Below are 12,666 nucleotides of genomic sequence, written 5' to 3' on the forward strand. Positions count from 1 at the left end.
AGGAAGTTCCTATGTGCGGTATTGTCGGTGGCGTTGCAGAACGTAGTATTACCAATATCCTCATTGAAGGTTTAAAGCGTTTAGAATATCGCGGTTATGATTCCGCAGGTTTGGCATTGATTAGTCAGGGTCAGGTCTTGCGTGAGCGTCGTGTCGGTAAAGTAGCAAATCTTGAGCAAGCAGTTGTAGATTCTCAAATAACAGGTTCACTCGGTATTGCGCACACGCGCTGGGCAACACATGGTAAACCGACAGAAAACAATGCGCATCCGCATATTTCTGGCAATGTTGCTGTCGTACACAACGGGATTATCGAAAATTATCAAGAACTGAAAGACGAGCTGGAAACTTTAGGTTATGTGTTCAGTTCTCAAACGGATACTGAAGTGGTTGCCCATTTGGTCGACCATGCACTTAAAACTGCTCCGAATTTACTGGTTGCGGTACAGCAAGTGGTACCTCAACTGAAAGGTGCTTATGCACTTGGAATTATCCATACCGATTATCCAGATGAGTTGATCACTGTGCGTGAAGGTTCGCCTTTGGTGATTGGTGTCGGTATTGGCGAAAACTTTATCAGTTCAGACCAATTGGCGTTATTGCCAATTACCAACCGTTTCATGTATTTGGAAGAAGGTGATATTGCCCGCTTAACCCGCGACAGCATTGAAGTTTTTGTAAATGGTCAAACGGTTGAACGCCCTATAAAAGAGCTGGATGCAACTGTAAGCAATGCATCGAAGGGTGAATATAAGCACTACATGCTCAAAGAAATTTATGAGCAACCTGAAGCGATTCAACAAACCATTTCACAAGCATTAAATGGCAACGCTTTACGTGAAGATTTCCTGAAAGATGCTGAGCTTGATTTTGCCAAGATTCAACAGGTACAGATTATTGCCTGTGGTACCAGCTACCATGCGGGGATGATTGCAAAATATTGGTTTGAACAGCTGATTAACTTGCCATGTCATGTGGAAATTGCCAGCGAATATCGTTATCGCACGCCAGTGATTGTGAATAATACGTTGTATGTGTGCATTTCACAATCGGGTGAAACTGCAGATACTTTAGCTGCTTTACGCGACACGCAAAAACGTGCTGCTGCAAAAGGCTTAAATATTAGCACCATGACCATTTGTAACGTAGCGACCTCATCTATGGTGCGTGAAACCCAACATAGTTTGTTGACGCTTGCTGGTCCTGAAATTGGTGTGGCATCGACCAAAGCCTTTACCACACAGTTGGCAGCATTAATGCTGTTGGTGCTCAAAATTGGTCAGGTGAAAAATGCAATAGCAGCGACAGATACGGCTGAAATTATTGCAGGCTTGTGGCACACACCAAAAGTGATTTTAGATACTTTGCAAAATGATACGGCAATTTTACGTTTGTCTGAATTGTTTGTAGAGAAAAATCACTGCTTGTTCTTGGGTCGTGGCACACAATTCCCAATTGCCTTGGAAGGTGCGTTAAAACTGAAAGAAATTTCATATATTCACGCAGAAGGTTATGCTGCGGGTGAATTGAAGCACGGCCCATTGGCATTGGTAGACAATGACATGCCTGTGGTGATTTTAGCACCGCAAGATGACATGCTGGATAAACTAAAATCCAATATGGAAGAAGTACAGGCACGTGGTGGTGAGCTGTTTGTATTTGCAGATGAGAACAGCGGCATTCCTGCAGATAAAGAGCGTCAGCATGTGGTTTATGTGCCACAGGTTAGCGCGTTGCTTGCGCCAATTGTATATAGTATTCCTGTACAGTTGTTGTCTTACCACGTGGCAGTTTTACGCGGTACAGATGTCGACCAACCTAGAAACCTGGCAAAAAGTGTAACAGTTGAATAATATTTATTAAATTCAATAATTTGAATTTAATAAGATTATTTTAAATCACTTGAAAATCCGCAGTCAGCTTCATTTTTACAAATTTAGTACTGCGGATTTTTTATGTCTGATACTTTTTGTTTTTCGCATAACACCAGTGCACAGCAAGCGTTATTGAGACTTAAGCAGACAATAAAAACTTTTATAAAACAAACAACCTAAGTCATTTAAACACTCTATTTTCTTAAAATGTTGTTTATTTATTCAGTCAGTACGATGGCATGAAAAAAATGATTGACCCTATTTTTGCATCATGTATTATACACCGCATGCGGGAATAGCTCAGTTGGTAGAGCACAACCTTGCCAAGGTTGGGGTCGCGAGTTCGAGTCTCGTTTCCCGCTCCAAATTCAAAAAGCCCTAATCGAAAGATTGGGGCTTTTTTTATTGTTGATTTTAATATATTTTTTGGAAAGCTCTTCTTCTTTCGCTATTCGATTCAAAAAAAATATTCTTAATGTAATTTGTATTTTGTGACCAAGATGTGACCATATCGTGCTCACAACAATAGAATGCCTTTTGATGGAGTATACCATTGCGTAGCAGGATCAAACCAAATGGCAATATTTCCGCGACTCATGAGTGCTCGGTTATATGCAGGCCAATTGGTTGTGCGGTAGATTTTGTGTGTAGGCTTCTTCATTTGTAAATTATATTACTGAAAAAAGCCTTTACACATAGGTTTGTGCAACAAAGCCCTCTTTTTTCATATCGAACACAGGTTGGTTAAAAACTACCTCTCCCCATACACCGTTGCAATCAAATGCTCCACCACTTGCGGCTCAGCCAAAGTAGATGTATCTCCTAAACTATCCAATTCATTCGCTGCAATTTTGCGCAAAATACGGCGCATAATTTTACCTGAACGGGTTTTGGGTAAAGCAGGTGCCCAATGCAAAGCATCAGGCGTTGCAACAGGTCCCAAAATTTTGCGTACCCAGTTGATTAATTCTTCACGCAATTCCTCTGACTCGGGTGTACCAACTTGTAAAGTTACAAAGGTACAAATCCCCTGTCCTTTAATCTCATGCGGCATACCCACCACTGCCGCTTCAGCCACAGCTTCATGCGCCACCAAGGCACTTTCAATTTCTGCGGTCCCTAAACGGTGCCCTGAAATATTCAAGACATCATCCACACGCCCCGTAATCCAGTAATAGCCATCTTCATCACGGCGCGCACCATCTCCTGTAAAATACGCACCAGGATAAGTCGAAAAATACGCTTCAATAAAACGCGCAGGATCACCCCAAATACCACGCATCTGCCCCGGCCATGAATCTTTGATAATTAAATTGCCTTCGGTCGCTCCTTCAAGTTCATGACCTTCGGCATCGACAATTGCAGGTTGTACCCCAAATAAAGGGCGTGTTGCCGAACCTGGTTTCAGCGGAGTTGCACCGGGCAATGCTGAAATTAATATCCCCCCTGTTTCGGTCTGCCACCATGTATCTACAATTGGGCAACGTCCTTCGCCTACCACGTTGTAATACCAGTTCCATGCTTCAGGATTAATCGGCTCGCCAACCGAGCCCAATAAACGCAAACTACTACGGTCACTTTCACGCACAAAACGATCTCTCTCTCGCATCATGGCGCGAATGGCAGTCGGCGCAGTATATAAAATGGTGATGTTGTGTTTATCGACAATATGCCCTGTGCGCGCCCAACTCGGATAGTTTGGCACCCCTTCAAACATCACAGTGGATGTACCATTCGATAAAGGACCATACAAAACATAGGAATGCCCTGTAATCCAGCCTACATCAGCGGTACACCAAAACACATCATCCTGTTTCAGATCAAAGACTTCTCGAAATGTGCTATTCACATAGGTCAGATAACCGCCTGTGGTATGCAAAACACCTTTGGGTTTTCCAGTAGAACCCGAGGTATATAAAATAAATAGTGGGTCTTCGGCATTCATCGGTTCGGGTGGGCAGATGTCATTCACCGACATAATTTCCATGTGATACCACAAGTCGCGTTCAGGCAGCATCTCAATCGGATTCCCTGTACGATGCACCACAATCACATTTTGTACACAGTCAGTACCTGCTACTTTTAGGGCAGCATCGACATTGGCTTTTAAATAAATTGGCTTGCCACCACGCATGGCCGCGTCTGCAGTAACAATCAGCTTGGCCTGACAGTCTTCAATTCGGCTAGCCAAAGCATCGGGAGAAAAACCACCAAAAACCACACAATGCACTGCACCAATCCGTGCGCAGGCCAGCATGGCAATCGCAGCTTCGGAAACCATTGGCATGTACAGCACCACCCGATCCCCTTTTTGCACCCCGTTCTTTTTCAGCACGTTGGCAAAACGGCAGGTTTCATCATGCAAAGAAGCAAAAGAAACCACTTTATGCCGAGACGGATGGTCTCCTTCCCAAATAATTGCAGGTTTATGTGGATGTTCTTTTAAATGGCGATCTAAGCAATTGGCACTGACATTCAGTTGCCCATCCACAAACCATTCAATTTTAAAATGCTCGGGGTCAAAGTTGGTATTTTTGACTTGGGTAAAAGGTTTAATCCAATCTAAGCGTTGGGCCTGCTCTGCCCAATAAGTTTCAGGGTCATCTATAGATTGTTGATAGCGTTGAAAATATTCTGCCTCAGTGGTGCGGGCAGTCTTTTTAAATTCATCTGGAACAGGATATACGTCTTTCATCTGCTACTTCCTTAATGTTCTTGCATCTCATCACGAGATGTATGCCACGTTATTGATTATTATTTCCGCATATTCACAGTATGAACTTTCTTTTTTATGGCTCACCATTCGGCTTTAGTCGCATAAACTTTATACAAACAATAGCATGCCAAATCGTTGACCGAATGCTATGTTCTTGCATTCATACTTTTCAGGTTTACATGCCACTGTACTGCGCATTGCATTATTTTTAAAGAAAATATCGTCTAATAACCGTGAGTATTAACATTTTTTTACGCAGCCAATCATTCATACCTGCGACCCTGTCTTATAGTAAAAACAACATATAACTAGCAGCCTAAGTGCTACAAAATAGTACGCTCATCACATCTTTCCAAGTTGTCTAAAATACTCACAAGCAAGCGTTGCAGCATTAACCAAATTGAGTTTTTCAGGCAAAATAGTCACTTCATTTTGAAATCGGAATTATTGTGGCAGAATCAAAACCCTCACTCAGTGAAGTGTCTGAAAACACCACTCAACTGTTGCAAGAAGCCACTGAAAAAACTACGCAGACCGTGATCAATCATACGGCCAAGTACAATGACGCCTATTCCACCATCGACAAAATTATGGAAGGATTTTGGGAGCGTGTGCCGTATTTGATAATTGCAGCCGTGGTGCTGATTGTGTTTTGGCTGCTTGCTCGCGTGTTTAAATGGTCTGTCCGCAAGACCCTAAACAATCGTTCCTATACCCGACAAAATCTGGTTTTGGTGCTGAATCGGGTCGGTAGTTCTGCAATTATTTTCTTTGGTTTTCTGATTGCGATGGTGATTGCGATTCCAGGTTTTACCCCTAGCCAACTCATGAGTGCTTTGGGTCTAGGCTCAGTTGCAATTGGTTTTGCTTTTAAAGATATTTTCCAGAATTTATTGTCGGGTGTACTGATTTTGCTTGGCGAGCCATTTAAAATTGGTGATGACATCATCGTAAATAATATGGAAGGTACGGTAGAAGATATTCAGATTCGTGCTACCTTCCTGCGCTCTCCCGATGGGCGTCGCATCGTGATTCCAAATGCTACAGTGTATACCAGTGCGGTAACGGTCAATACGGCTTATACCCGTCGTCGTTGCGAGTTTGTGGTGGGTATTGGTTATGAAGATGACGTGCAAAAAGCCAAAGATATTATTTTGGCCATTTTAGACCGTGACATCAAAATCTTGAGCCAACCTGCATTTAGCGTCAATGTCACTGCCTTGGCCGATTTTTCGATTAATTTAAATGTGCGTTGGTGGGTTAATACTACGGAAACTAGTACCTCAGCGTCCATCAGTGAAGTGCAGGAGCGGGTGATTGCCGCTTTTGCCGAACATCATATTTCCATTCCTTATCCTGTGCAGGAAGTGAAAATTTATCGTGGTGATGCAGCAGTCAATGAAGATGATTCAGCTCGTGCTAAACAAACGCCCTAAAACATAAGCAATCACAGTTTCAGTACGAATAATACGGTTGCCCAAGTGCCGCGCTTGGCAGCCGTTTTTTTCTAGCAAATCAATTTCGTAGGGAATAAATCCACCTTCTGGACCAATCACAATACTACATGGATGCTGAATGGTATGTGGCATAGCTTGATCGGTATAAGGATGCGCCACATAAGCAGGACAACCGGCAGAAATCAAACCGGACAAAACATCTTCCACAAAGGGTTTAAAGCGTTTATAAAGTTGGATCTCAGGTGCAATGGTATCGCCTGCTTGTTCCAAACCCAAAGTTACATATTGATCGAGTTGCTGCAAAAATGGCGTTTGCCAATAGCTTTTATCGACCCGATAGCTGTGCAGTAAAATAATTTTTTCCACACCTAGCGTCACGCTATCCATAATTAAACGACGCAATACCTTGGGACGAGGTAAAGCCACAATCAGGGTCACAGGCAGTTTTTTCGGGACTGCTTCTTCATGTAGCGCTTTGACTTGAATCCGCTGCTCACGAACTTCCACCACTTCGGTCAAATAACGCTTGCCTCCGCGAATCCCGACTTTTAAGCTGTCACCCACTTGCACACCGACATGCGTATGCAAATGCTGCACTTGGCGCTGGTCGCTAATAGACCACACTTCATTTGGGGCCTGTCGTGGGTCAAGCAAAACGATATTCATATTTAAAGATACTGATTAATCACGTGAATATGCTCCGTTAAAGAACCACGATTTTTATACATTATCACTTGGGCGTTCTGGTTCAATTGTGCACGCAAAGCAGGTTCAAACAACAATTGCGTTAACGTCTCTACAGCTTGTTCAGCATCTTCGACCACGTACACCGCTTCTGCTGCAACAAACTCATCCACAATACTTTGGAAATTAAAATAATTTTTACCCAATACTGTGGCGACACTTAAGGCCAAAGGCTCTAAAATATTATGACCACCGCCAGGTTCATTCAGCGAGCCGCCAACATAACACGCCTGACTCAAGGCGTACCATAACCACATTTCACCCATACTATCGGCTAAATACACCTGTGTTTCGGGTTGGATCACTTCAGCCAAACTACGACGCTGCATATTGAGTTTCAGTTTTTGTACCTGCGCAGCCACTTCATCAAAACGCTCTGGATGACGCGGGACAACAATACATAACAGTTCAGGATGCTCTGCAAAATAAGGTTTCAGTGCAGTCAATAATTGCTGTTCTTCTGGTGCATGGGTACTGGCAAGGGTAATAATTTTACGATCTTCCAATTGCCATGTCTGTTGTAACTGCACGGCTTGCTCTACAAAATCTTCTGGGGCACTAATATCAAATTTAATATTACCCACCACGTTTGTACGCTCGGTAGGCATCCCCAATGAAATAAAACGCTGTTGTGTGGCAAGGTCTTGCGCCAAAAGTTGCTGCAAATTTTGCAACATGCCCCGTGTCAATCCTTTAACTTTGGCATAGCCTTTGGCTGATTTTTCCGAAAGCCGTGCATTAATTAACAAACACGGGACTTTAAAATGCTGCGCCTGATCAATCAAATTTGGCCACAGTTCTGTTTCAACCAACGCCAATAATTTGGGCTGATATTTCTGATAAAACTCACGAATTAAATGTACCTGATCGGCAGGTAAATACACGGCTTGAAATAAATCTAAATACGGCGCTTTTAAAAATAATGATTTGGCACGCGCCTGCCCCGTTTTGGTGGTATTGGTGACTAAAACGGGATGTCCCGCTTTTAAATAATGTTCAATTAAAGGTTGCGCGGCATTGGTTTCCCCTACCGACACCACATGAAACCAAATGGCATGTAAATTTTTAGCGGGCTGAAATGGGCCAAAACGCTCAAGCAGTTCTTGTTGTAATTGCTCAGGATGTTCGGCACGTTTACTAATACGTGACTGATAAATCGGTTTTAACAGCGCTAATGCTGCGTTATACCAAAATGGAGTAGCCAAAAGATACGTCCCAAAGAAAGACTGTCGGCAAAATATAACAGAGCCACACGCGCATGTTAATTGCATGTGGCGCTATACGGGCTTTTATTCTACAGCGTGTTGTGTTTCAGCCAAAGTTGGATAATCGATATAGCCTTCTGCAACAGCAGTGCCAATCATAGTTTCCAGTTTGAGTTCATTTAAAGGTGCATCTACCAATAAACGCTCATACAAGTCTGGATTGGCAATATACGCCTTACCAAAAGACACTGCATCGGCCTTGCCTGAAGCCAATAATTCCACGGCATCGGCACGACTTAAACGCATGTTAGCAATATATGGCACACCGCCTGAACGTGCTTTCATTTCTTCGGAAATACTGTCTTCGGCCAAATATTCACGGGTAAAGAAAAAGGCGATTTTACGCTGACCCAATTGCTGCATGACATAACCAAAGGTTTCACGTGGATCATCATCGCCCATGTCATGCTCATCGCCACGTGGTGCTAAATGCACACCGACGCGACCTGCGCCCCAGACTTCAATTAAGGCATCCACCACTTCCAACAAGAAACGTGCACGATTTTCAACTGAACCACCATATTCATCGTCACGTTGGTTGGTTTTGCTTTGCAGGAATTGATCAATCAAATAACCATTCGCTGCATGCAATTCTACTCCGTCAAATCCTGCCTCTTTGGCACGGATCGCGGCTTGTTTATATTGCTCAGTAATGGCGTGGATTTCTGCAATTTCTAAAGCACGTGGCAATACATAAGGACGTTTTGGACGTAGTAAGCTGACATGACCAGCCTGTTGCACAGCACTTGCTGATACTGGTGTTTCACCATTTAACAGATCCGGATGCGATACACGACCAACATGCCAAAGCTGGGCAACAATCAGACCGCCCTTCTCATGAACCGCTTGAGTGACCTTTTTCCAGCCTTCGACCTGAGCATCGGTAAACAATCCTGGAGTATTTAAATAGCCATTGGCTTCTTCAGAAATCACGGTAGCTTCAGAAATTATCAGGCCAGCACTTGCACGTTGCGCATAGTACTCAACCATCATTGGGGTTGGAACGCGATCAGTAGTTGCGCGGTTACGGGTCAGCGGCGCCATGATGACACGGTTTTTAAGATGCAGATCACCCAAAACCAAAGGAGAGTCTAATTCAGCCATTTTTGCCTCTAATCTCACAGTTAAAGTGAGTGTTTTAAATATTCGACATATTGCTGAATGAGTGCTTCATTACGAGAAAAATACGACCATTGTCCGTATTTTTCTGCACGAATAAGACCTGCCTGTTGCAGTACCGATAAATGATTTGACATGGTCGATTGCGACACTTTGCCCAAACGCTCAATGTGTCCTGCACATACGCCACGCTTAAAGTCGCCACAGTCATCTACCGACAAAAATTGTTCTGGTGCTTTTAACCATTCTAAAATTTGTCGACGAGTAGGATTGGCTAAGGCTTTAAAGATTAAATCGACATCCATCATTCAGACACATATTCGTAAATATAAGCCCAATTCAGCAGCTGCTTTTAATATATCGTATTTTTTCGATATTAATATCGTTTTTTTACGATTTATGTAAATTTTTAAGTAACTCAACTGAATTGGGCAGGCTCATTAGGATCTTACAGACCGTAACTTATAGGCCCTGTTTTAAACTGGCTTCAATAAACTTGTCTAAATCACCATCTAAAACTGCACTTGTATTTGAAGTTTCCACGCCTGTACGCAAGTCTTTAATACGTGAATCATCCAATACATAAGAACGAATTTGGCTGCCCCAACCAATATCAGACTTCGAGTCTTCTAAAGCTTGAGCGGCCTCATTACGTTTACTCATTTCCAATTCGTACAACTTGGCACGTAACTGTTTCCAAGCATGATCACGGTTGGCGTGTTGTGAACGCTGGTTCTGACAAGCGACCACAATACCTGTAGGTGCGTGGGTTAAACGTACCGCAGAGTCGGTTTTGTTAATGTGCTGACCACCCGCACCTGAAGCACGGTAAGTATCTGTACGAACATCGGCAGGGTTAATATCAATTTCAATGTTGTCATCCACTTCTGGTGAAACAAACACTGCAGAAAATGACGTATGACGACGGTTACCCGAGTCAAATGGCGATTTACGCACTAAACGATGCACACCCGATTCAGTGCGTAACCAACCATAGGCATATTCGCCTTCAACGCGAATGGTCGCAGATTTAATCCCTGCCACATCACCATCCGATTCTTCCATCAATTCTGCTTTAAAGCCGTGACGTTCAATCCAGCGCATATACATACGCAACAGCATCGATGCCCAGTCTTGTGCTTCTGTACCCCCCGAACCCGCCTGAATTTCAACATAGCATGGGTTTGGATCCATTGGATTACTGAACATACGGCGGAATTCTAATTTCGCCAGTTCTTCTTCTGCAGAAGTCAATTCAGCTTGCACATCAGCCAACAGACTTTCATCATCGGCTTCAACGGCTAAGTCCAACATGGCTTGGGCATCTTCTAACTGTGTCGCCAAACCTTCTAGGACATGAATCACGTTTTCAAGCTCGCCCTTTTCTTTGGCCATGGCTTGCGCACGACTTTGATCATTCCAAATTGCAGGATCTTCTAACTCGCGGAGAACCTCTTCTAAACGCTCTTTTTTCAGATCGTAGTCAAAGATACCCCCGAAGTGTTTGACTACGTTCGTTCAAATCTTTTAATTGGTTTAGATAAGGATTAATTTCCACGTAAATTCTCTCAATTAACAATGAAGCTTATTAGCTGATAATTGTAGCACAGACCTATTCCGGCATTTCTACCCTGCTGTAAATTCCAGCGTAACTTTTCAGCTTTTATCAGTTAAATGCTAAAAGTGGCTAAAAATGAAGATCGCTTTCAACTTTTAAAACGAAAGCCCGATAGATATCCAACCTAAAAACAGCATACTCGATTAACACGGATGTTTATCTAAATGGATGATCTATCGCCCTGATTTTTGCCTGACACATTCAGCTGAATACAAGCTTAAAAGTTGTGTTTCGCAATTGCTTCAACCCGCCAAAAACTAGCGAAGATGAAACAATTTTGATGATTTAATGATCAACTTTAGTAAAATTCACAAAATACACATAGTTTTAATAAAACAAAACATTTAATTATTTCATCTTTATTTCAATCACTTAAACTCAAAAAATTACACAAATTAACGCTTGTAACAAAGCGGTAACTTTCCTGTGATTGACGCTGTTTTTTTTTCGCCTAGACTGAAAGTTGTAACAAAAAGTTTAACTGTTAACCAGATTCAGAGGGGTACTTTCCATGAAAAAATTAGCAATCGCATCAGCCCTACTTTCAGCTTTGGCTATCACTGGTACTGCGAACGCATACCAAGCTGAAATTGGTGCATCAGCAGGACTGATTGATCCAGACAACGCCAGCTCAAGCGGTTTATTCGGTGTAGATGGTACTTATTACTTCAACCCTGTACAAACCCGCAATGCGCCTTTGGCAGAAGCGGCGTTCCTTGATCGTGCTAGCAACGTAAATGCCAAATACCAATATGATGACTATGATTCTGCGGAACGTCACCGTTACGGTGTAGGTGCTGAATATTTCGTACCAAACTCAGATTTTTATTTAAGTGGTACAGTAGGTCGTGATGATCGTAAAGTAGACAATTCACCTAATTTTGATGAAACTGTTTATAGTGCAGAAGTTGGTTACTTACCTGCACCAGGTTTGTTAATTGCAGCAGGCCTTAAAGGTTATGACAATGACCTTGATGATGGTGTAGACCCAACTTTACGTGCCAAATATGTAACTACACTTTCGAATGGTAAAGACATCAACCTTGAAGCAGGCGCTGCTTTTGGTGATCTAGATGAATACAATCTAGCAGCAGACTACTTCATTGATAAAACTTTAAGCCTGGGTGTTGACTATTACGACAATGATCGTAATGACAGTAACGAATTTGGTATCAATGCACGCAAATTCTTTACACCACAAGTCAGCTTGGAAGGTCGTGTAGGCTTTGGTGAAGTTGGTAATGCTGACTACAACCGCTTTGGTGTCGCTGCGAAATATCGCTTCTAAGCTTAAGTCTAATTCCTTACTCAAATAGCACCCTTCTTCGGAAGGGTGCTTTTTTATACCCTAAAATAAAGCAGTTAGGTAGAAATAGTACATTGACTGTATGTTTATTTTCCGTACAATCAGCAACAACTGTAACAAAATAGTCATATTTCTATAACAGAGGGAATCTCAATAATGTAGGACTTACGCACTATTATTTATAGATTTTCTGTGGCAGCAGATGATTCTTATCGAGAATAAATTCATCAATAAAGTTCTTGATAATTGGTTTAAATAATTTCTTCTGCCAACGATATACATTTTCAAAGATCCGCTCAAACTGGTTCTTTTGTATCTCAACATAGGCCATCAAGGCTGAGAAAATATGATTCAAAATCAGCTTGGATCGTCTTACTTGAAACTTTTCAATATGACAAACCTGTTTAATCACTCGGTGATATTGTTCTATTTTCCAATGACTTGAATGTAATTCATGAAAACCATCAAAGGACAATAAATCATCTTCATCTTGATGCACAATATAAAACCTCTGCTGTTCTTTTAACTGAGTCTTAAATAATTGTACAAAGCCAAAATCTTTGAGCA

10 protein-coding genes, 1 tRNA gene and 1 pseudogene are annotated in these 12,666 nt (G+C 42.3%); 4 read left to right on the forward strand and 8 right to left on the reverse strand.

The features are described 5' to 3' along the window. Positions 1 to 11: 11 nt before the first annotated feature. Both glmS and B2W49_RS09960 read left to right on the forward strand, forming a co-directional pair. Positions 12 to 1,853, forward strand: coding sequence for a glutamine--fructose-6-phosphate transaminase (isomerizing) (glmS, locus tag B2W49_RS09955; RefSeq protein WP_291340564.1), 1,842 nt, complete (start codon positions 12 to 14; stop codon positions 1,851 to 1,853). Positions 1,854 to 2,163: 310 nt separating this feature from the next. Then, positions 2,164 to 2,239: transfer RNA gene (locus tag B2W49_RS09960), tRNA-Gly, on the forward strand. Positions 2,240 to 2,406: 167 nt separating this feature from the next. Here B2W49_RS09960 and B2W49_RS09965 read toward each other — a convergent pair. Both B2W49_RS09965 and acs read right to left on the reverse strand, forming a co-directional pair. Then, a pseudogene (locus B2W49_RS09965) lies at positions 2,407 to 2,535 on the reverse strand (IS5/IS1182 family transposase); the annotation flags it as partial. 90 nt (positions 2,536 to 2,625) lie between these two features. After that, positions 2,626 to 4,569, reverse strand: a complete 1,944-nt coding sequence (gene acs / locus B2W49_RS09970) for an acetate--CoA ligase (protein WP_291340566.1) — start codon at positions 4,567 to 4,569, stop codon at positions 2,626 to 2,628. A 470-nt stretch (positions 4,570 to 5,039) separates the two neighbouring features. Here acs and B2W49_RS09975 point away from each other — a divergent pair, with 470 nt between their 5' ends. Then, positions 5,040 to 6,026 carry a mechanosensitive ion channel family protein gene (locus B2W49_RS09975; protein WP_291340568.1) on the forward strand — a complete coding sequence of 329 codons (987 nt, stop codon included), beginning with the start codon at positions 5,040 to 5,042 and terminating at the stop codon, positions 6,024 to 6,026. On the opposite strand, the gene B2W49_RS09980 is transcribed toward B2W49_RS09975, so the two are convergent. The 5 genes from B2W49_RS09980 to prfB all read right to left on the reverse strand — a co-directional run bounded on the left by B2W49_RS09980 (position 6,000) and on the right by prfB (position 10,733). Beyond that, the gene (locus B2W49_RS09980) at positions 6,000 to 6,713 is read right to left on the reverse strand and encodes a 16S rRNA (uracil(1498)-N(3))-methyltransferase (protein ID WP_291340570.1); all 714 of its coding nucleotides are present in this window, start codon (positions 6,711 to 6,713) and stop codon (positions 6,000 to 6,002) included. The genes B2W49_RS09975 and B2W49_RS09980 overlap by 27 nt on opposite strands. A gap of 2 nt (positions 6,714 to 6,715) precedes the next feature. Further along, a complete protein-coding gene (locus B2W49_RS09985; RefSeq protein ID WP_291340572.1) occupies positions 6,716 to 7,996 on the reverse strand; it encodes a 3-deoxy-D-manno-octulosonic acid transferase in 1,281 nt (426 codons plus the stop codon). 84 nt (positions 7,997 to 8,080) lie between these two features. After that, positions 8,081 to 9,160, reverse strand: a complete 1,080-nt coding sequence (locus tag B2W49_RS09990) for an alkene reductase (protein ID WP_291340574.1) — start codon at positions 9,158 to 9,160, stop codon at positions 8,081 to 8,083. 20 nt (positions 9,161 to 9,180) lie between these two features. Further along, the gene (locus B2W49_RS09995; protein WP_045796221.1) at positions 9,181 to 9,480 is read right to left on the reverse strand and encodes an ArsR/SmtB family transcription factor; all 300 of its coding nucleotides are present in this window, start codon (positions 9,478 to 9,480) and stop codon (positions 9,181 to 9,183) included. 157 nt (positions 9,481 to 9,637) lie between these two features. After that, positions 9,638 to 10,733 (reverse strand): peptide chain release factor 2 gene (prfB, locus tag B2W49_RS10000; RefSeq protein WP_291340579.1). Its coding sequence is split into 2 segments (ribosomal slippage): positions 9,638 to 10,660 and positions 10,662 to 10,733, totalling 1,095 coding nucleotides; the frame shifts between segments, so codons are not numbered across the junction. A gap of 571 nt (positions 10,734 to 11,304) precedes the next feature. Here prfB and B2W49_RS10005 point away from each other — a divergent pair. Further along, positions 11,305 to 12,081, forward strand: coding sequence for a putative porin (locus B2W49_RS10005; protein ID WP_291340581.1), 777 nt, complete (start codon positions 11,305 to 11,307; stop codon positions 12,079 to 12,081). A gap of 193 nt (positions 12,082 to 12,274) precedes the next feature. On the opposite strand, the gene B2W49_RS10010 is transcribed toward B2W49_RS10005, so the two are convergent. Further along, on the reverse strand, positions 12,275 to 12,666 hold a 392-nt coding region (locus B2W49_RS10010), incomplete at its 5' end, for a transposase (protein ID WP_291340582.1).

It is taken from the genome of Acinetobacter sp. UBA801 (genome assembly GCA_002296655.1).
Classification (GTDB): Bacteria; Pseudomonadota; Gammaproteobacteria; order Pseudomonadales; family Moraxellaceae; genus Acinetobacter.

Coding starts and splice junctions, on each gene's coding strand:
- glmS (WP_291340564.1), top strand. CDS start 12: ATGTGCGGTATTGTCGGTGGCGTTGCAGAACGTAGTATTACCAATATC.
- acs (WP_291340566.1), bottom strand. CDS start 4,569: ATGAAAGACGTATATCCTGTTCCAGATGAATTTAAAAAGACTGCCCGC.
- B2W49_RS09980 (WP_291340570.1), bottom strand. CDS start 6,713: ATGAATATCGTTTTGCTTGACCCACGACAGGCCCCAAATGAAGTGTGG.
- B2W49_RS09990 (WP_291340574.1), bottom strand. CDS start 9,160: ATGGCTGAATTAGACTCTCCTTTGGTTTTGGGTGATCTGCATCTTAAA.
- B2W49_RS09995 (WP_045796221.1), bottom strand. CDS start 9,480: ATGGATGTCGATTTAATCTTTAAAGCCTTAGCCAATCCTACTCGTCGA.
- B2W49_RS10005 (WP_291340581.1), top strand. CDS start 11,305: ATGAAAAAATTAGCAATCGCATCAGCCCTACTTTCAGCTTTGGCTATC.